This window comes from Flavobacterium sp. FlaQc-49, assembly GCF_044005985.1.
Lineage (GTDB): Bacteria > Bacteroidota > Bacteroidia > Flavobacteriales > Flavobacteriaceae > Flavobacterium > Flavobacterium cupriresistens.
The window spans coordinates 1-19,209 of record NZ_JBIPCS010000024.1; the positions used below are offsets into that span (position 1 = coordinate 1).

The window sequence follows — 19,209 nt, forward strand, 5'->3', positions numbered from 1 at the left end:
CGGTGGAAGTACACCAGCATGTTATTTAGTAATCAGTTATTTATTGGCCAAAGCCTTAGACTAATCCAAAACCTTAAAAATTTAAAAAGATGAAAAAACAAAACGCAACGAACAAGCTTGCTTTCAATAAAGTAGCTGTTATCGAATTAAATGACAATCAATTGCATGACGTAGACGGAGGAAGTACTCCAGCATGTTATTTAGTAATCAGTTATTTATTGGCTAAAGCCTTAGACTAATCCCAAACCCTTAAAATTCTAAAAAGATGAAAAAACAAAACGCAACGAACAAGCTTGCTTTCAATAAAGTAGCTGTTATCGAATTAAACGACAATCAATTACATGATGTAGACGGAGGAAGTACTCCAGCATGTTATTTAGTAATCAGTTTTCTATTGGCAAAAGCCTTAGACTAATTCACAACCTTAAAAATTTAAAAAGATGAAAAAACAAAACACAACCAACAAGTTAGCTTTCAACAAAGTAGCTGTTATCGAATTAAACGACAATCAATTGCATGATGTAGACGGCGGAAGTACACCAGCATGTTATTTAGTAATCAGTTATTTATTGGCCAAAGCCTTAGACTAATCAAAACCTTAAAAATTTAAAAAGATGAAAAAACAAAACGCAACGAACAAGTTAGCTTTCAACAAAGTAGCTGTTATCGAATTAAACGACAATCAATTGCATGATGTAGACGGTGGAAGTACTCCAGCATGTTATTTAGTAATCAGTTATTTATTGGCAAAAGCCCTAGACTAATCCTTAAAAGTTCAAAAAGATGAAAAAACAAAACGCAACGAACAAGCTTGCTTTCAATAAAGTAGCTGTTACAGAATTAAACGACAATCAATTACATGATGTTGACGGTGGAAGTACACCAGCATGTTATTTAGTAATCAGTTTTCTATTGGCCAAAGCCTTAGACTAATCTAACAACCAAAAAACCAAATAAAGATGAAAAAACAAAACACAACCAACAAGCTTGCTTTTAATAAAGTAGCTGTTATCGAATTAAACGACAATCAATTGCATGATGTTGACGGCGGAAGTACTCCGGCATGTTATCTAGTAATTAGCTTTTTATTGGCTAAAGCGCTGTAATTAACCCCTTAAAAATTTAAAAGATGAAAAAACAAAATGCAATCAACAAGTTAGCTTTTAATAAAGTAGCTGTTATCGAATTAAATGACAATCAATTACATGACGTAGACGGTGGAAGCACTCCGGCATGTTATTTAGTAATTAGCTTTTTATTGGCTCAAGCCTTAGACTAATTATTTGGTGTAAAACAAAACGTGAACAACAAGCTGTATTAAAATAAATAGCAGTTACAAAATTATATGTCGGTTAAATGCATCAAGTTGATGGTGGAAGCTCAGCTTTTTACATTCCGGATCATATCGGTATGACGATATATTCAATATAATTTTGAACATGTTCTCCTTCAAAAAGCATTATCGGTTTTACTGATAATGCTTTTTTTTATGCTTTTTGCTCTTAAAACAGACCTTAGACAGCTTTAGAATTAAATCAATCCAAAGTAAAAATAAAATACTGTAAATCAGTAAGTTAAAACTCAAAAAGAACACTATTTTTTATAAAAATGGGTATTTTTCATTTTTTTCTTCCTTAAATATTAGGTTCATTTGTCCTGTAATTAATACCGATACCGATGAACGATAAAGAAATTTTCCCAGAAGAGATTTTAAACAACACAGTTGAAAGTCATATTGTTAAACACAATAAAAAAACATCACGTTTATTTGTGATTACGTTTATGGCTCTTTTAGTTGCTTTTATCTCACTTCCTTTTATATATATAGACATCTATACAACAAGTAGAGGAACGATAATCCCACAGGAAAAGAAGCTGACTCTTTACTCTCCTATAAGCGGTAAAATCTCCTTTTTTAATGTTGAGGAGAATAAAAAAATAAAAAAAGGAGATACGTTACTGATCATAGATCATAACATATTAAAAGAAAGAGAAAACTTAAACACGATTCAGAGCTCAGAAAATTCTGTTTACTTAAATGACCTGAAGAATTTAATTAACAGAAATTACAGCCAGGTACAATCTGATCAGTATAAAAGAGAGCTTTTAAAACACCAACAGGAATTGTATAATCTGGATATCGTGGTCAGAAACACCCAAACCGATTTTGACCGAAAAGAACATCTTTACAGAAAAGAAGTCATATCGAAATCGGAATTTGAAAAAGCACAATTAGAACTGGATAAAATCAAAAATGACCGAATTAATCTGATCAAACAAACAGAGTTGTCCTGGCAAAAAGAATACACGCAGTTAAGCCAGGATAATAAAAGCATTCATTCCAATCAGAAACAGCTTAAAGAAGAAGAGAATAATTATATCATCATTGCTCCCATTGACGGCGAATTGGTCAATATGCAAGGCTTTCATAAAGGAAGTGGAATTGCGGCCGGGAACCCAATTGTAGAAATTTCTCCTGATAAAAGCATTATCGTAGAGACTTATGTAAATCCTTCTGAAATAGGTTATTTAAAAGAAGGTGGTGATGCGATTTATCAAATAGATGCCTTTAATTCCAATCAATGGGGATTTGCAAGAGGAACAATCTTCGAAATAAGCAAGGACATCCTTATCGTAAATAATGAGCCTTACTATAAAATAAAAAGTAATCTGCAATACAATAGTTTAACCCTTAAAAATGGAGCCAAAGGAAATCTGAAAAAAGGAATGAGTTTAACAAGCCGTTTTTTCTTAACTAAAAGAACTGCATTTCAGTTATTATTTGACAAAGTAGAAGATTGGTTTAATCCTTACAATAGCAAAAATGAGTAAAATAGAAATAAAACAACATGATTTTTCAGATTGCGGAGCGACTTGTTTAGCTTCAATTTCAGAGCATTATAATTTAAGCCTGCCTATTTCGAGAATTAGACAATATGCAAGTACCAATCAAAAAGGAACAACATTATTAGGATTAAGAGAAGCTTCAGTAAAATTAGGATTTCTTGCCAAAGGCGTAAAAGTTGGATTTGAAGGATTAAAAGATGTGCCATTACCGGCGATCTTACACGTCCTGATAAAAAAGGACGGGCATGAGTTCCCTCATTATGTTGTCGCTTATAAAATTACCAGTACCTATATCCAGGTAATGGACCCACAGTCGGGTAAGTTGGAAAAAAAACCATTAGCAGATTTTGAAGAAATATTCACAGGTTACGCTTTAATATTAATTCCTGACGAAGATATTTTTAAAGAAAAAAACGAGAAGATATCCAATTTCAGAAGAATATTATTTTTACTGAAACCTCATAAATACATTTTGTTGCAAGCCATTATCGGAGCGGTTTTATACACTTTACTAGGTTTTTCGGTTTCGATATATGTAGGTAAGATTACCGATTTTGTACTCGTGAGTGGGAACAAAAGTTTGCTGAATCTAATGAGTATTATTGTTATCGGTTGTTTGCTGCTTCAAATTTTATACAGTGTTTTAAAAGATGTTTTTATCTTAAAAACAAGTCAGCAAATCGATTCCAGGCTAATTTTAGGGTATTACAAGCACCTTTTTACAATGCCTCAAAAGTTTTTTGACACTATGCGAATTGGTGAAATCATGTCAAGAATAGGAGATGCTGTAAAAATACGCGCTTTAATAAACGAAACTGCTTTAAGCATTTCAGTAAATGTACTAATCGTATTTTTTTCGTTTATTTTTATGTTCTCGTTCTATTGGAAACTGGCCCTGATTATCTCGTTGATCATTCCGTTTTATGTGATTATTTATTTAATTGCAAACAAGTTGAATAAAAAAGCAGAACGCGAAATAATGGAGAAAAATGCGTTTTTGGAGTCGCAACTGGTAGAATCGATAAAAAATATTGGAACTGTTAAACGATTGTCCTTAGAAGATTTTTCAAAAATAAGAACAGAAATAAAATTTATTGATTTACTGAAAAGCATCTACAAATCCGGAATGAACGGAATTTTTGCAAGAACTTCTACTGATTTTATTTCCCGATTGTTTACAATCATTCTTTTATGGGTAGGAACGTATTATGCGATAGACGGTGAAATTACTCCCGGAGAATTGTTCTCATTTTATTCGATCATAGGATATTTTACAGGACCGGCCTCACAATTAATCGGAACCAATCAAGCCATTCAGAATGCTATGATTGCCTCAGATCGTTTGTTTGGAATAATGGATCTTGACAGAGAGGAAATGGAATCAAAAGTGCAACTGACAAAAAGTAACTTTGATGATATTAAGTTTAAAAACATTGATTTCTCTTATGAATTAGGGCGTTATATTTTTAAAGACTTAAATCTGACAATCAAAAAAGGACAATTTACAGCATTGGTCGGAGAAAGCGGAAGTGGAAAAAGTACGATTGCCTCCTTAATTCAAAATATTTATAATCCAAAAGAAGGGAAAATATTTATTGGAGAATATGACTTAAATTACATCTCGAAACCAAGTATTAATGCACTTATTACTACAGTGCCTCAAAATGTGGAGCTTTTTGACGGAACGATTGCTTTTAATATTTCTATTGGAGAATCAAATCCCGATATGGAGAAAATTATTGAAGTAAGTAAAAAAGTAGGTGCTTACGATTTCATTGAATCTTTACCAAACGGTTTTAATACTTATCTGGGAGAGTTTGGTGCAAATTTATCGGGAGGAGAGCGACAAAGAATTGCTTTTGCAAGAGCGCTTTACAAAGATCCGGAAGTACTTATTCTTGATGAAGCTACTTCGGCACTTGATTCTGAATCGGAATTGGTGATTAAAAAATTAATTGAAGAGCTGAGCGAGCAAGGCAAAACCATTATTGTGATTGCACACAAATTGCAGTCGATTAAAAAAGCAGACGTTATTTATGCCTTCAAAAAAGGAGAAATCGTCGAATCAGGCTCTCATGATGAGCTTATGGATAAAAAAGAATACTATTATAGAATGTGGAATAATATAATTGTTTAATAAGGAAATTTAACAAAAATGAAAAATTACTCTTTTACAAAAACGGCTATCGTAAGAACTCCAATTGAAGAAAAGCAAACGGATCTTACCTGGGAAAAAATCAAAGAAATTTTTTCTAAAAAAGAAAACAGAGAAGCTTTATTTATAGGTTCACCAAATATTTACAAAGCACTTCTTTTATGGGAAAAAGGCGAAGCTTTTCAAACAGAAGAAGAACTTAAAAGTTTAAAAGGATCTTTATACAAATATGCTTCCCGATTGTCGAACAGAAGCACGCCCTTTGGAATGTTTTCTACAGTGGCAGCGGTAGATTTGAGCGCAGAAACCAATCTTAATATTGCAGCAAGTGCATTTGGAAGGTTTACCAAATTTGACATGTATTTCTTAGGAAGCTTTCTGCCGGTTATTGTAAACAATGATGCTATTAGAGCCGTTTTAAAATTTTACAGCAACAATTCGATTTATACGGTGTTTGATAAATACCGTTATGTTGAGTATTATTTTAAAGACAATGTAAGGTTTCATAAAATTTCTGAAGTTGAAATAAGCGAGTACTTAGAGTTAATATTCGAAAAAGCCAAAAATGGAGTTTTGGTAAGTGAACTGGCCGAATTACTTGTTTCTGATGAGATTTCTTTGAAAGATGCCAATGAATTTATAGACACACTTATTAAAAGTCAGTTTATCGTAACCGAACTGGAATTCACCATTACCGGAGAAGACTATTTTGAGCGATTATTGCGTGTACTTTCTGAAGAGCGATTTGACTTTTACGAAGCAGGTGTGATCAAAGAACTGATTACTAATTTAAAAGCCAAAATCAATTTCCTCGATACCAATAGCAGTAACGATCCTGCTTTGTATACAGAGATTCATGAGTTGGTAAATGAAGAATTAGAACATGTAGATATTTCAAAATTATTTCAGGTAGACAGTTTCAGAAAAATCGAGAATGGTTCTATTAGTTTTAAAACCCTTAAGAATTTGCGCCCGGCGTTAAGTGTTTTAAACAAATTGCAATCGAGTTCAGAAAACGGCCATTTAAAAGAATTCAGAAAAAAATTCCTGGAGCGATTTGAAGAGTATGAGCAACCTTTGGTAAGTGTTCTGGATCCGGATATCGGGATTGGGTACGGAAAAATATCAGGAGCAAAATCGCCTTTAGTGGAAGATTTATTAATCAATTCAGGTCAATCGGGTGTCAATCAGATCTCGATGGATGCTAAAAAAACATTTCTGTTAAAAAAGCTAATCCACGCGACAAAAAACAATTTGCAAGCAATTGATTTGTTAGATGAGGAAATCAACAAATTTGAAGAAAATGAATCTTTATATCCGGATAGTTTTTCGGCATTTGTAAATGTATTTCATGAAAATGGAGTTGAAAAAATCAATCTAAAAACGGCAAGTGGACCGTCTGCAAATGGGTTAATAGGCAGATTCAGCCATTTAGATACCAAGATTCTGGATTTATGTAATGAAGTTACAACTATAGAAAATGAGTTGTATTCTGATAAAATTGTAGCAGAAATCGTGCATTTACCACAAGCAAGAACAGGAAACATTCTATATCGAAACTTTCAGAGAGCATACGAAATTCCTTATTTAGGAAATGCTTCGGTAGACAGCGATCACCAGATTAAGATTGAAGACCTGTATGTTTCCGTAAAAGGAGGAAAAATTGTTTTGCGTTCAAAAAGACTGAATAAAGAAATAATCCCTAGATTGAGTAATGCTCATAATTTTGCTTCGAATGCCTTACCAATTTATCATTTCTTGTGTGATCTTCAGAATCAAAACTCTTTCGGCTTTGGTTTTGGCTGGGGAGCCTTACAAAATGAGTTTGATTTTCTGCCAAGAGTAAATTACAAAGACACCATTTTAAGCAGAGCAACCTGGAATATTACAAAGACAGAAATTGAAAGTATACTAGCGGTTGGTGAGTCTAAAACGGTTGAATTTATTCGCGATTTCAGAGAAAAAAGAAACATTCCTGATTTGATCTATGTTTCTCAGGGTGACAATGAAGTGTTGATTAATTTCAATAATGATTTGAGCTGTAATGTTTTTTACTACATGTTGAAAGGGGAGACTTTCATTCAATTAAAAGAATTTTTATTTGCAGAAGATACCATTACAGGAAATTATTGCAATGAAATCATCTTTACCGCTCATAAAAATATTGCCAAAAAAGAAGAAACTTCTATTGCAAACCAATTTGTTTCAAAAGAAAATCAAGAGGGTGTAGCGACTTCATTTTCAATAGGTGAAAAATGGCTTTACTATAAATTTTATTGTGGAGAAAGAGCTGGTGAAGAACTCTTAAACAGAGCGATCAATCCTATTATTGAAGAATTACAATCAAAAGATTTAATTGAGAAGTGGTTTTTTATCCGATACTACGATGTACAGGGACACCACATCAGATTCCGTGTTTTGTTAAAAAACAGCAATTTATTTACCGATTGCATTCAAACGATAAGACAACATATTGAACCTCTTGAAAAAACAAGAATTATCTGGAAAACACAAACCGATAATTATCTGAGAGAGTTACAACGTTACGGTTATGAGGCTATCGAAGAAACCGAATCTTTGTTTTTTAATGACAGCGCCTGTACGTTAAAATTCACCGATATGATCGAAGGAGATTCCGGAGAAAAAATAAGATGGATGTTTGCTTTATTGTCAATAGACCACTTTTTAAATGATTTTGATGTAAAACTGGAGGGGAAAATCAAATTGTTTAATGTAGCTAAAACCGGTTTTGGAAAAGAATTTAACCGCTCAGGCCGTCTTAACAAACAAATTAATGAAATGTTTGTAAAGTATGAATTTGATATAGAATCTTTCTTAAACCCGGCTGTTATGGATGAAATGTATGCACCTTTGATTGAGATTCTGGAGGAGCGTTCCGAGAAAAATGTATCGCCTGTAAAAGCAATAAAAGCGATAGACAAAGAGCACCGTTTACCAACTCATCTGGATAATATAATGTTGAGTTATGTTCATATGATTTGTAACCGAATCTTTTTAACAAAACACAGAATTCATGAAATGGTTGTCTATGACTTTTTATACAAATATTACAGCAAACAGCTTCATACCGGTAAAAACGAGAAAACGAAAGAAGTAACAGAATTAATATCTTAAAAATATGAGAGCACTGGCAGTAGTAACTTCTTCCTTATTTGATAAGATTGAAGACCATAACAAACACTTACTTCGTATTGATAATGTGGAAATTCCTTTGGCGTTTGTCGAAGGAAATTTCCCTGATTTTGATGCCGAATCAGATCAACATGCCAATTTTGTATTGGTAAAAAAAGTTAGTTTTTCCTTAAATTACAGAGATTTAGGCATTGTAGAAAATGCCTGGCAGCGATTAAAAGGGGCTACTATCGATACTTTTTATCCGATCGGGTCAGATTTTGCAGGGCATGTAATTGCAATTGGTAAAAATGTTACGACTTTGTCTGTTGGAGATTTGGTAATCGGAAACTGCTTCTATCCGGAGGCCGAAAACGGAGCAATGCCCGGAATTCCGTCCAATCATTCAAGTAAAGAACATGAAATTTATCATTACGGAAAATTGGTAAAAGTACCCTCTTATCTCACAGGCGTTGAGGCCGGTGCTTTAGGAATCGGAACACAAACGGCTAATGCCATGATTCGAAAAGCCAATATTAAAAAAGGAGATAACGTACTCGTGACCTCTGTAACGTCAAACACCTCTTATTTTTTATTAAATGCGCTTTGGAATATGGACTGTAATGTTTACGGCTTATCCTATTCCGGAAAAAATATAGCGTTAGTACGCGAACATTTTCCGTTTATAAAAGATATTTTCGCAGTAAAAGAAAAAAACATTCCGAATACACTGTTGATAGATGTAGTGCTGGACTCTTTTTCAGACACGTATTTAGAGCTTTTATTACCTCAGTTAAATATTAATGCCCGTTACTTGACTTGTGGTATTTTTAATCAATCGATAGGCAAGTTAAAAGAGGTTAAACCAACCAATTTAACCCTATTGATCGCCAATTTAATGATGCGAAATATCAGTTTTATAGGCAATTGTCTGGGTACAACTCAGGATTTAGTTTCCGGTTTGGAATTTTATGAAACAAAAAAACTATTAGTTGATTCCGTTTTCACAGAAGAAGATTCGTTGTCTGATTTTATTTTAAAGTCGTTTAACACAGAATCGGATAAATTTGGAAAGGTAATCTACGAATACAACGAAATCGAAGAGGAAGCGGAGGTTTAATAGTTGTTTCTAAACCAAACCTTTTGCCATTCCCTTTTTAAAATTAGAAAAGAAACTTGTTCGGCCAGGAGTACCAAATCCGATCCGTCAAGTTTTTTTATTTCGGTTTCAGACACATCTATAATATACAGCAGATTCAAGTATTCGGCAAATTTGTACTGAATCATACGGTAGATTTTTTCGTGCAGCTGAATTTTTATTTCATCAGGAGAAATACTTAACGGAAAATCGATTCCTTCGTTGGCTAAATTAAAATCCTTATTAATCTGTTCAATTAATTTTAGGTACAAAGCCTCGGTTTGGGCTTGCTGGAGTAATAGCTCAGTTGATTTTGGAGCGATGAAATTCATACAGTTTTCTTTTTATTTTCCCAAACACCTACAATCTTCGCCAGCAGCACATCTCCGCCTGCATAGACAAAAACGGCGCCCATTGGCGGATTTGAAGTTGGGATAACTCCAAATACATTCGGGACCCAAGTCCAACATTTAAAATAAGTGCCTACCAGCTCTATAAATATAACACAAAAGGCTATAAAACAGTAGAGATTCTGCCAACGTTTTCTCTTCAAAAGTACAAAAAACAGAATGCCGAGAAGCAACGAAAAATAGTCCTTTAAAAATAAAGCAACACTTAAAAATAAAAGAGCAAAAAAGGAGAGGAAATATTTTCTTAAATAAAGTTCTTTAGAAATGGACCATTGGGTATTGGCAAAAACATAACCCGAAACGTAAACAATAGCATGTCCAAAAGGCACATATAAAGGAATTGCCGGAGTTCTGTACGAATACATTCCTAACAGGCTACAGAAAAGTAGCTCACCGATATAAGAAAGCCCAAGCATTACGAGCATCAATTTTCTTAAATAGGAGTTTGATGTAAAATAAAAACCCGCAAAATAAAGGATGCACAATACGTTGGTCAGCTGTCTGCCGTCAAAATAATGCTCGGTAAAAAAGACAGAATCGATCCCTAATGCCAGAACAGTAAAAAACGGAAAACCTATTGCAAAAAGGAATTGCAGTTTTGCATCATTTCTTTCGGAATTAAAAATAACCGCTTCTATTTTGTCCATCAGATCGTTGTATTGAAAAAGCAGCTTTTGCGTTTAAAAGCTACACTTTTCTGCCCATTAAATTTTCACCAAAGGTTTTTAGAATGTTTTTCTTCTCTGCGCTGATATTTATTTTTTCTAAAGTTTCAAAAGCTTTAAAAGTATACATTTCTATCGCTTCCTGTGTTGCTTTTGAAGCACCCGATTCATTAAAAATGGCCTTTGCTGTTTCAATCTTAGCTGTATTGTCGTCAAGTTGTAAGCCGAACAAATTTTGCAGTTGCAAAGCTCTTTCCTTTGAGGAGAATTCTATTGCTTTTAAGTATAAGTAGGTTTTTTTATTTTCTATGATATCACCCCCAACTTGTTTTCCAAAAGTTTCCGGGTCTCCGAAAGCATCCAGAAAATCATCCTGAAGTTGAAAGGCCAGTCCTAAGTTAAGTCCGAAGTCATAGATTAAATCTGCCTCTTGTTCAGAAGTTTTGGCTACAATTGCCCCCATTTTCATGGCAGCGGCTACCAAAACAGCTGTTTTATATTCAATCATTTTAAGGTATTCCGGAATGGTTACATTGGTTCTGTTTTCAAAATCAACATCCCATTGTTGTCCTTCGCAAACTTCAAGAGCGGTTTTGCTGAACAATTTTGCCAGGTCTCTGAAAATAGTCGGTTCGTATTGTTCAAAATATTGATACGCCAGAATTAACATGGCATCTCCCGATAGAATTCCGGTATTCAGATTCCACTTTTCATGTACCGTTTCTTTTCCTCTTCGCAAAGGAGCGTCATCCATAATGTCATCATGAACCAGTGAAAAGTTATGAAAAACTTCAACAGCCATAGCAGCCGGAAGTGCTGTTTTGTAATCGGCATCAAAAACTTCTGCCGCCATTAAGGTAAGTACAGGACGCATACGTTTTCCGCCAAGACCTAAAATATATTCAATGGGTTCATAAAGATCTTTGGGTTCTTTATTGATGCTTTGTTTGTTTAAATAACTAATAAAGAAATCCTGGTACTGACTAATATCGTGCATAAAATGAAATTCTGATTTACGAAGTCCAAAGATACAATTCAATTATGAATAATTAGTTCTTAAATTTTAAAAGGAATTATGCATTAAAAACAGCGTTTGGAGCGGGTAATGCACAATACATCAAAAAAAATATAAAAAAACTTGGAAACTTTGTTGGTGTTTAAAGTTTCCTGTTTATATTTGCACCGCAGATATGGAAACTCAGGAAACTATAAAAGTTTCCACGTAAGAGCTCAAGTAATGTGTTAACACAGTAAAATCAGGTATTTATGAAAACAACATGGACCATAGATTCTAGTCAATCAGATGTTTTAATAAAAATGAGACATTCGATAATTGCTTATTTAGGAGGAACTACAAACAAATTTGACGGTTATGTAGATTTTAAAAACAATGAAATTGAAGATGCTTCTGTTGAGTTTTTTCTGGATATAAACAACCGAAATGATAGTTTCCAGCAAATGGACACCCATTTACAATTGAATGATTTGTTTAACGTAAACGAACATCCGATTATTAGTTTTAAATCGACCTCTTTTCAGAGAGTGAGTAATAATATTAATTTTTTCAAAGGAGATCTGACAATAAAAGATGTAACGAAAGTGGTAGAGCTTGATGCTGAGTTTATTGGAGTTAATTCTTATGATGGTAAACAGAAAGTCGCTTTTGAAATTACCGGAAACATCAAACGCCAAGATTTTGGGTTAGATTATAATTCGTTTAACCATAACGGAGGTTTGGCATTGGGAAAAGATATGAAGCTTATTGCCAATTTAGAATTTAGTATATAACTGTTATATAGTGAACAAATTAATGTAAAATTATTACAAATTTATTGGAAACTATTTTCGTAAACAAAGTTTCCAAATTATATTTGTAGTACAATTTGAAAATTAAAATGAAAGAGAAAATCATATCAAAAGCAAGTGAATTGTTTTTAAAACTAGGTTTTAAAAGTGTTACTATGGATGATATTGCAGGGGAAATGTGTATTTCTAAAAAAACGATCTACAAGTATTTCTGTAATAAAGAGGTTTTAATAGAAGAGAGTACTTCATTGGTTCATACACAAGTACATCAGATTATTGATTCTATAGTAGCAAAAAACCACAATGCAATTCATGAGAATTTTGAAATCAGAGAAATGTTTTGTGAGATGTTTAAGAACAATATTGATTCTTCCCCTATTTATCAGTTAAAAAAACATTATCCGGAAATATACCATAATATAATGAGTCAGGAAATTGATTTGTGCAGTCAATGGTTCAGAGATAATATTGCAAAAGGAATCGAGCAGAATTTATACAGAGCAGATTTAAATGTTGAGGTATATGTGAAATTCTATTACATTTTGATTTTTCATATCAACGAAAATACAGTCTCAGAAAAAGAGGCACAAAGCATAGAATTAGAAGCTTTGGAATATCACACCAGAGCCATGGCAACAGCAGAAGGCATTGTCGAATTAGAAAAACAACTTAAAAAATTTACTACTTAATCATCAATCTATGAAAAGAATCATTCTTATATTTTTGTGTTCCATTGGCTTAAGTGTCAACGCACAAGTCAAAACACTAACCTTAAAAGAGGCTATTACCTACGCGCTTGAGAATAAAGCCGATGCTAAAAAGTCTAAATTAGAGGTTGAAAAAAGTGAATATCAAATTCAGGAAGTACGTTCCAGAGCCTTGCCTCAGATTACAGGAAATGGAAACTTAACTTATAACCCAGTCTTACAAACAAGTGTGATCGACGGAGCAGGATTTGGACAGCCGGGAACGACTATTCAAGCTACTTTTGGTCAAAAATGGACTTCGGGAGCCGGAATTTCTTTGACTCAGGCTTTGTTTGATCAATCTGTTTTTACAGGATTGAGAGCAGCAAAATCTACACGTGAATTTTATCAGATCAACGATCAATTAACAGAAGAGCAGGTAATTGAAAGAGTAGCTAACAATTATTATTCTGTTTATGTACAACGTGAAAGATTGGTTTTACTGGACAGTAACTATGTAAATACGACTAAAGTACGTGATATTGTTAAAGGTCAGTTTGATAACGGTCTTGCTAAAAAGATCGATTTAGACAGGATTATTGTAAAAATGTCAAACATTAGTACAGAACGTCAGCAAATCTTAAATCAGGTTCAGTTACAGGAAAACGCCTTGAAGTTTTATATGGGAATGCCTATCGAAACTCAAATCGAAATTCCACAAGAACAATTCGAAGTTACGATTCACGCTTTGACAGAAGAGCCAAATATGGCCAACAGAACAGAATATTTGCTTTTGAAAAAACAAGAAGAATTGTTAACCTTTCAAAAGAAAGCGGTTATGGCAGAATACTATCCGACACTTTCTTTAGTTGCAGGCTATAATTTTATTGGTCAGGGTCCGGAAATGCCTCTTTTTGCAAAACCTAGAGATGGAGTATACTGGTCTGATTACTCAGCAATCGGAGTGAATTTAAAAGTGCCGATTTTTACAGGATTCGGTACCCGTGCTAAAGTAAGAAAGGCAGATGTAGACATCAGATCACTTCAGGAAGATATTAAAGACACACGTCTTTCTCTTGACTTAGATTACAGAAACGCAAAAACTCAAATTGAGAATAACCTTGTAACAATCGAAAATCAGAAAGAAAATATGCGATTGGCAAGTGAGATCTTAAGCAATACAAAAAACAATTACCTTCAGGGATTGGCATCATTGACCGATTTGTTAGATGCTGAAAATGCATCACTGGAAGCACAAAACAATTATACCAGAGCAGTTTTAAATTACAAAGTTGCCGAAGTAGCATTAATCAAATCAAAAGGCGAACTTAAATCTCTTATTAAATAACTATACACAAATGAAAAAAACTATTATAACTATCGTAATCATAATTGCAGCATTAGCTCTGATTGGATTTGTCTTAAATAATAATAAGAAGGAGAATAAAGCTAAAACAGACATTGTTGCAGAGAAAAATGCAGCGGTTTCAGTAAAAGTAACTCCTGTAAAAACAGAAGAAGTTTCGTTGGATTTCGTGGCAAACGGAAACTTCCAACCAACTCAGGAATTGACTTTCTCTGCTGAAAAATCAGGAAAAGTGATCAGTGTTTTGGCTAAAGAAGGAGACTATGTAAGAGTAGGCCAAACTTTACTAACGGTAAGAGGAGATGTAATTAATGTAAATGCACAAACGGCTGAAGCAGCTTATTTAAATGCAAAATCAGATTACAGCAGATACGAAAATGCTTTTAAAACCGGTGGTGTTACAAAACAACAATTGGATCAGGCAAAATTGGCTTTAACCAATGCACACTCTAATTATACAGAAGCTAAAATTAATGTGGGTGATACAAGAGTAAAAGCTCCGATTAATGGATTTATCAATAAAAAATATATTGAACCGGGTTCGATCTTAGCAGGTATGCCGGCAACAGCATTGTTTGATATCGTAAATGTTTCTAAATTAAAATTGACGGTTACGGTAAACGAAAACCAAGTAGCAAGTTTGAAAAATGGAGACAATGTAAACGTAACAGCCAGTGTTTATCCGGATAAAACTTTTTCAGGAAAAATTACTTTTGTTGCTGCAAAAGCAGATGCTTCTTTAAACTTTCCTGTTGAAATTGAAATCGCAAACAACTCGAACAACGATTTAAAAGCAGGTATGTACGGAACAGCAAATTTTGCATCCAAACAACAAAAACAACACTTAATGGTTGTACCTAGAAATGCATTTGTTGGAAGTGTGAGCAGTAATGAGATTTTTGTAGCACATAATGGTATTGCAAAATTAAGAAAAGTTACGGCTGGAAGAATTTTGGGTGATCAGGTAGAAATTATCAACGGATTGTCTGACGGTGAAACTGTAATTACTACAGGTCAAATTAACTTACAAGACGGAAATACAGTAGAAATTATTAAATAATTGGACGCTTTTAAGCTTTAGGCAATAAGCAGTAAGTATTAAGCTTATTGCCTAAAGCGTACAGCCTAAAGCCTACAGCCAAAAACAAAACAAATGAAATTAGCCGAAATATCGATAAAACGTCCGTCGTTAGTAATTGTATTGTTTACGATTCTGACACTTGGTGGATTGTTCAGCTATAGCCAGTTGGGTTATGAACTGATCCCGAAATTTGAACAAAATGTGATTACGATTTCTACTATTTATCCCGGAGCTTCTCCGAGTGAGGTAGAGAATACCGTAACCAAGAAAATAGAAGATGCGATCGCATCCTTAGAAAATGTCAAGAAGATTGACTCGAAATCTTATGAGAGTTTATCCATCGTGTCGATTACGCTGACCTCTAATGCAAAAGTCGATTTTTCGATGAATGATGCACAGCGAAAAATTAATGCCATCATAAGTGATTTACCGGAAGATGTTAAAACACCGGCGCTGACCAAATTCTCGCTGAGTGATTTACCAATCATGACGCTTGGAGCAAATGGTAAAATGGATGAGGCAGAGTTTTACGACTTAATTGATAAAAAAATTGCGCCTATTTTATCTCGTGTACAAGGGGTAGCGCAGGTAAGTATCATTGGTGGTTCTGAGCGTGAGATTCAGGTGAACCTTGATGCCTTAAAAATGCAGGGTTACGGACTTTCGATTCCACAAGTACAACAGAATATTTTGACTTCCAACCTGGATTTCCCTACAGGAAATATTCAAACTCGTGATCAGAAAATATTAATTCGTTTAGCGGGTAAATATAAAAGTGTTGAAGAATTAAGAAACTTGGTAGTGTCTTCTCAAAACGGAATTCAAATTCGTTTAAGTGATATTGCAGATGTACAGGATACTCAAAAAATTGCAGAGAAAATATCTCGTGTAGATCAAAAAAGTGCGATTGTTTTGCAAATTGTAAAACAGTCAGATGCCAATGCCGTAGCGGTAAGTGAGCAATTATTGAAAACGATTGCAACTCTTGAAAACGATTACAAAAGCAATCAGTTAAAACTTGAAGTAGCAAAAGACAGTACTATTTTTACATTAGAAGCAGCAGATTCTGTTGTACACGATTTATTAATTGCGGTTGTTTTGGTTGCGTTTGTAATGTTGTTCTTCTTGCACAGTATTAGAAACTCGTTGATTGTAATGGTGTCTATCCCGGCCTCTTTGATTGCCACTTTTATTGGTATTTATTTAATGGGATATACGTTAAACTTAATGAGTTTATTAGGATTGTCTCTTGTTGTTGGTATTCTGGTCGATGATGCGATTGTGGTCCTCGAGAATATTTACAGGCATATGGAGATGGGTAAAAGCAGAATTCGTGCTTCGTACGATGGAACTGCTGAAATTGGTGGAACAGTAACTTCGATTACATTGGTAATTGTGGTGGTATTCTTGCCGATCGCGATGAGTTCTGGTTTAGTATCTAATATTATTACACAATTTTGTGTTACCGTAATTATTTCAACTTTACTGTCACTTTTAGCTTCATTTACAATTATCCCTTGGTTATCATCTCGTTATGGTAAATTAGAGCATATTGAAGGAAAGAATTTATTTGGAAGAATTATTCTTGGTTTCGAAAGCTATTTAACACGTTTTACCAACTGGGTTTCTGAATTATTGACCTGGTGTTTGGATCACTATATTAAAACTTTTGCTGTAGTAATTGTATTGTTCTTTGCTTCAACAGTTGGATTAATGGGCGGTGGATTCATCGGTGGAGAGTTCTTTGCTTCTTCTGATAGTGGGGAGTTCTTAGTTCAAATCGAAATGCCGAAAGACGCTTCGTTAGAGCAAACCAACTTCATGACTCAAAAAGCGGAAGCATACTTAAAAGGACAAGAATACGTACACAGTCAGATTACAACGGTAGGACAAACCAGTGAAGGTTTTGGAGCATCGCAAGCTACAGCATACAAAGCGGAGATTGACGTTAAGATGATCGAACAAAAAGATCGAACTGACGATGCAAACGTTTATGCTGCTAAAATGAAGCGTAAACTGGAGAAAGTATTAGTTGGAGCAAAAGTAAAAACCGTTCCCGTTGGTATCTTAGGTACTGCTGAGGATGCTACTTTAGGATTGATCGTAACAGGTCCATCAACTGAAAGTGCGATGGCCTTTGCTAAATTAGCGGAAGCTGAGTTACGTACTATTCCCGGTACAACAGAGATTAAATTAACGGTTGAGGACGGAAATCCTGAAATCAACGTTAAGGTTGATCGTGATAAAATGGCTGCCTTAGGATTAACACTTCAAACAGTTGGTCTAACGATGCAAACAGCTTTTAGTGGAAACACAGATGGTAAATACAGAGCTGGAGAATACGAATACGATATCAACATCAGATACAATGCTTTTGACAGAAAAAGTATTAAAGATGTTAGTAACTTGATTTTTATTAATTCAGCCGGACAGCAAATTAAATTATCTCAGTTTGCCTCTATTACAGAAGGTTCAGGACCTAGCCAGTTAGAGCGTAGGGACAAATCTGCTTCTGTAACGGTAAAAGGACAAAACGTTGGGGTTCCTTCCGGAACAATTGTTACACAATGGCAAGCCAAACTGGATAAGCTTAAAAAACCAACCGGTGTAAACTACATCTGGGGAGGTGATCAGGAAAACCAAAGTGAAGGTTTTGGTACTTTAGGAATCGCTTTACTAGCAGCTATTATATTAGTTTACCTTGTAATGGTGGCACTTTATGATAGTTTTGTTCACCCGTTTGTGGTATTATTTGCGATCCCGCTTTCGTTTATTGGTGCGATGTTAGCGTTGGCTTTGACCAACAATTCATTAAACATCTTTACGATTTTAGGTATCATCATGTTGATTGGTCTGGTGTGTAAGAATGCGATCATGCTTGTCGATTATACCAACCAGCGAAGAGCTGCCGGAGAATCGATCAGAACCGCATTAATCCAGGCAAACCACGCTCGTTTACGTCCGATTTTGATGACGACAATTGCGATGGTATTCGGTATGTTCCCAATTGCATTAGCATCAGGAGCAGGAGCAGAGTGGAAAAACGGATTGGCTTGGGTAATTATCGGAGGATTGATTTCTTCGTTATTCTTAACCTTGATTGTAGTTCCTGTAATCTATAACATCATGGAGAAAATCATTCATAAATTCTCTAAAGGTGAAAAAATCGACTACGAAGCTGAAATGGTAGCGGATTATGTGCCAACAGAAGTAAGTGAAGATGGTTTTAACCCGAAACACACGCACTAAGAATTTAAATTCCAATATTTTAAATTCCAAATTCCAAATTTTAAATTAGGACTTTCAGAATAAAAAGATCCCAAATTCCTTAATTGGAATTTGGGATTTTTTATTGAATTAAATTAGTTGGAATTTGATAAAAAAGGGATCTTCGACTTCGCTCAGCCTGACATTTGGAGAAAAAAACTTTGCGGCTTTGCGACTTTGCGAGAGACATTCGGAGGCTACTTTTATGGAAAACCACATACTAAGGGTTAAATTCCAATATTTTAAATTCCAAATTAGGAGTTTCGTAATAGAAAGATCCCAAGTTCCTTAATTGGAATTTGGGATTTTTTATTGAATTAAATAAGTTGGAATTTGAGAAAAAAGTGGGCTTCGACTTCGCTCAGCCTGACACTTGGGGAGGAAAAACTTTGCGGCTTTGCGACTTTGCGAGAGAAATTCTGAGGCTAAGAGGGGAGACTTTTATGGAAAACCACACACTAAGGGTTAAATTCCAATATTTTAAATTCCAAATTCCAAATTTGGAGTTTCGTAATAGAAAGATCCCAAATTCCTTAATTGGAATTTGGGATTTTTTATTGAATTAAATAAGTTGGAATTTGAGAAAAAAGTGGGCTTCGACTTCGCTCAGCCTGACACTTGGGGAGGAAAAACTTTGCGGCTTTGCGACTTTGCGA

19 protein-coding genes are annotated in these 19,209 nt (G+C 34.4%); 16 read left to right on the forward strand and 3 right to left on the reverse strand.

Annotated features, from left to right (window positions below; genetic code table 11):
• The first annotated feature begins 89 nt into the window (after nt 1-89).
• The 11 genes from ACHRV3_RS22780 to ACHRV3_RS22830 all read left to right on the forward strand — a co-directional run bounded on the left by ACHRV3_RS22780 (nt 90) and on the right by ACHRV3_RS22830 (nt 9,254).
• The gene (locus tag ACHRV3_RS22780) at nt 90-239 is read left to right on the forward strand and encodes a class I lanthipeptide (RefSeq protein ID WP_395435381.1); all 150 of its coding nucleotides are present in this window, start codon (nt 90-92) and stop codon (nt 237-239) included.
• Between the two features lie 26 nt (nt 240-265).
• Nucleotides 266-415: a class I lanthipeptide gene (locus tag ACHRV3_RS22785; protein ID WP_395435380.1), complete on the forward strand. Its 150-nt coding sequence runs from the start codon at nt 266-268 to the stop codon at nt 413-415.
• 25 nt (nt 416-440) lie between these two features.
• Complete coding sequence (locus tag ACHRV3_RS22790) at nt 441-590, forward strand: class I lanthipeptide (protein WP_395436268.1); 150 nt, start codon at nt 441-443, stop codon at nt 588-590.
• A 24-nt stretch (nt 591-614) separates the two neighbouring features.
• Nucleotides 615-764 carry a class I lanthipeptide gene (locus ACHRV3_RS22795; protein WP_395435381.1) on the forward strand — a complete coding sequence of 50 codons (150 nt, stop codon included), beginning with the start codon at nt 615-617 and terminating at the stop codon, nt 762-764.
• Between the two features lie 19 nt (nt 765-783).
• On the forward strand, nt 784-933 hold the full coding sequence (locus ACHRV3_RS22800; RefSeq protein WP_395436269.1) for a class I lanthipeptide: 150 nt from the start codon (nt 784-786) through the stop codon (nt 931-933).
• Nucleotides 934-959: 26 nt separating this feature from the next.
• Nucleotides 960-1,106 carry a class I lanthipeptide gene (locus ACHRV3_RS22805; RefSeq protein ID WP_395436271.1) on the forward strand — a complete coding sequence of 49 codons (147 nt, stop codon included), beginning with the start codon at nt 960-962 and terminating at the stop codon, nt 1,104-1,106.
• A 23-nt stretch (nt 1,107-1,129) separates the two neighbouring features.
• A complete protein-coding gene (locus ACHRV3_RS22810) occupies nt 1,130-1,279 on the forward strand; it encodes a class I lanthipeptide (protein ID WP_165579401.1) in 150 nt (49 codons plus the stop codon).
• A 398-nt stretch (nt 1,280-1,677) separates the two neighbouring features.
• Complete coding sequence (locus ACHRV3_RS22815; protein WP_395436272.1) at nt 1,678-2,832, forward strand: HlyD family secretion protein; 1,155 nt, start codon at nt 1,678-1,680, stop codon at nt 2,830-2,832.
• Nucleotides 2,825-4,984 carry a peptidase domain-containing ABC transporter gene (locus ACHRV3_RS22820; RefSeq protein ID WP_047779113.1) on the forward strand — a complete coding sequence of 720 codons (2,160 nt, stop codon included), beginning with the start codon at nt 2,825-2,827 and terminating at the stop codon, nt 4,982-4,984. The genes ACHRV3_RS22815 and ACHRV3_RS22820 overlap by 8 nt, the downstream gene beginning before the upstream one ends.
• An 18-nt stretch (nt 4,985-5,002) precedes the next feature.
• The gene (locus ACHRV3_RS22825) at nt 5,003-8,137 is read left to right on the forward strand and encodes a lantibiotic dehydratase (protein WP_395436273.1); all 3,135 of its coding nucleotides are present in this window, start codon (nt 5,003-5,005) and stop codon (nt 8,135-8,137) included.
• Nucleotides 8,138-8,141: 4 nt separating this feature from the next.
• The gene (locus tag ACHRV3_RS22830) at nt 8,142-9,254 is read left to right on the forward strand and encodes an alcohol dehydrogenase catalytic domain-containing protein (protein ID WP_395436274.1); all 1,113 of its coding nucleotides are present in this window, start codon (nt 8,142-8,144) and stop codon (nt 9,252-9,254) included.
• Here ACHRV3_RS22830 and ACHRV3_RS22835 read toward each other — a convergent pair.
• From ACHRV3_RS22835 to ACHRV3_RS22845, 3 genes are read right to left on the reverse strand one after another with little or no spacing between them, the layout of a single operon-like run.
• Complete coding sequence (locus ACHRV3_RS22835; protein WP_047779111.1) at nt 9,251-9,604, reverse strand: hypothetical protein; 354 nt, start codon at nt 9,602-9,604, stop codon at nt 9,251-9,253. The two genes, ACHRV3_RS22830 and ACHRV3_RS22835, sit on opposite strands and share 4 nt — an antisense overlap.
• Nucleotides 9,601-10,329 (reverse strand): hypothetical protein, encoded by a 729-nt coding sequence (locus ACHRV3_RS22840; protein ID WP_395436275.1) that lies wholly within the window; start codon nt 10,327-10,329, stop codon nt 9,601-9,603. Before ACHRV3_RS22840 ends, ACHRV3_RS22835 begins: the two co-directional genes overlap by 4 nt.
• 40 nt (nt 10,330-10,369) lie before the next feature.
• A complete protein-coding gene (locus ACHRV3_RS22845; RefSeq protein ID WP_047779109.1) occupies nt 10,370-11,344 on the reverse strand; it encodes a polyprenyl synthetase family protein in 975 nt (324 codons plus the stop codon).
• A gap of 269 nt (nt 11,345-11,613) precedes the next feature.
• On the opposite strand from ACHRV3_RS22845, the gene ACHRV3_RS22850 reads away from it, so the two are divergent.
• The 5 genes from ACHRV3_RS22850 (at nt 11,614) to ACHRV3_RS22870 (ending at nt 18,535) form a co-directional block, all read left to right on the forward strand.
• Complete coding sequence (locus ACHRV3_RS22850) at nt 11,614-12,135, forward strand: YceI family protein (protein WP_047779108.1); 522 nt, start codon at nt 11,614-11,616, stop codon at nt 12,133-12,135.
• Between the two features lie 107 nt (nt 12,136-12,242).
• Complete coding sequence (locus ACHRV3_RS22855) at nt 12,243-12,842, forward strand: TetR/AcrR family transcriptional regulator (RefSeq protein ID WP_047779107.1); 600 nt, start codon at nt 12,243-12,245, stop codon at nt 12,840-12,842.
• Nucleotides 12,843-12,852: 10 nt separating this feature from the next.
• Nucleotides 12,853-14,187, forward strand: coding sequence for a TolC family protein (locus tag ACHRV3_RS22860; protein WP_230004273.1), 1,335 nt, complete (start codon nt 12,853-12,855; stop codon nt 14,185-14,187).
• Nucleotides 14,188-14,197: 10 nt separating this feature from the next.
• Complete coding sequence (locus ACHRV3_RS22865; protein ID WP_047779105.1) at nt 14,198-15,265, forward strand: efflux RND transporter periplasmic adaptor subunit; 1,068 nt, start codon at nt 14,198-14,200, stop codon at nt 15,263-15,265.
• Between the two features lie 93 nt (nt 15,266-15,358).
• The gene (locus ACHRV3_RS22870; protein ID WP_047779104.1) at nt 15,359-18,535 is read left to right on the forward strand and encodes an efflux RND transporter permease subunit; all 3,177 of its coding nucleotides are present in this window, start codon (nt 15,359-15,361) and stop codon (nt 18,533-18,535) included.
• Nucleotides 18,536-19,209 lie beyond the last annotated feature (674 nt).

Bases quoted from the DNA above. Each gene is read 5' to 3' on its own strand.
- ACHRV3_RS22780 (WP_395435381.1), top strand. From the start codon at position 90: ATGAAAAAACAAAACGCAACGAACAAGCTTGCTTTCAATAAAGTAGCT.
- ACHRV3_RS22785 (WP_395435380.1), top strand. From the start codon at position 266: ATGAAAAAACAAAACGCAACGAACAAGCTTGCTTTCAATAAAGTAGCT.
- ACHRV3_RS22790 (WP_395436268.1), top strand. From the start codon at position 441: ATGAAAAAACAAAACACAACCAACAAGTTAGCTTTCAACAAAGTAGCT.
- ACHRV3_RS22795 (WP_395435381.1), top strand. From the start codon at position 615: ATGAAAAAACAAAACGCAACGAACAAGTTAGCTTTCAACAAAGTAGCT.
- ACHRV3_RS22800 (WP_395436269.1), top strand. From the start codon at position 784: ATGAAAAAACAAAACGCAACGAACAAGCTTGCTTTCAATAAAGTAGCT.
- ACHRV3_RS22805 (WP_395436271.1), top strand. From the start codon at position 960: ATGAAAAAACAAAACACAACCAACAAGCTTGCTTTTAATAAAGTAGCT.
- ACHRV3_RS22810 (WP_165579401.1), top strand. From the start codon at position 1,130: ATGAAAAAACAAAATGCAATCAACAAGTTAGCTTTTAATAAAGTAGCT.
- ACHRV3_RS22815 (WP_395436272.1), top strand. From the start codon at position 1,678: ATGAACGATAAAGAAATTTTCCCAGAAGAGATTTTAAACAACACAGTT.
- ACHRV3_RS22820 (WP_047779113.1), top strand. From the start codon at position 2,825: ATGAGTAAAATAGAAATAAAACAACATGATTTTTCAGATTGCGGAGCG.
- ACHRV3_RS22825 (WP_395436273.1), top strand. From the start codon at position 5,003: ATGAAAAATTACTCTTTTACAAAAACGGCTATCGTAAGAACTCCAATT.
- ACHRV3_RS22830 (WP_395436274.1), top strand. From the start codon at position 8,142: ATGAGAGCACTGGCAGTAGTAACTTCTTCCTTATTTGATAAGATTGAA.
- ACHRV3_RS22835 (WP_047779111.1), bottom strand. From the start codon at position 9,604: ATGAATTTCATCGCTCCAAAATCAACTGAGCTATTACTCCAGCAAGCC.
- ACHRV3_RS22840 (WP_395436275.1), bottom strand. From the start codon at position 10,329: ATGGACAAAATAGAAGCGGTTATTTTTAATTCCGAAAGAAATGATGCA.
- ACHRV3_RS22845 (WP_047779109.1), bottom strand. From the start codon at position 11,344: ATGCACGATATTAGTCAGTACCAGGATTTCTTTATTAGTTATTTAAAC.
- ACHRV3_RS22850 (WP_047779108.1), top strand. From the start codon at position 11,614: ATGAAAACAACATGGACCATAGATTCTAGTCAATCAGATGTTTTAATA.
- ACHRV3_RS22855 (WP_047779107.1), top strand. From the start codon at position 12,243: ATGAAAGAGAAAATCATATCAAAAGCAAGTGAATTGTTTTTAAAACTA.
- ACHRV3_RS22860 (WP_230004273.1), top strand. From the start codon at position 12,853: ATGAAAAGAATCATTCTTATATTTTTGTGTTCCATTGGCTTAAGTGTC.
- ACHRV3_RS22865 (WP_047779105.1), top strand. From the start codon at position 14,198: ATGAAAAAAACTATTATAACTATCGTAATCATAATTGCAGCATTAGCT.
- ACHRV3_RS22870 (WP_047779104.1), top strand. From the start codon at position 15,359: ATGAAATTAGCCGAAATATCGATAAAACGTCCGTCGTTAGTAATTGTA.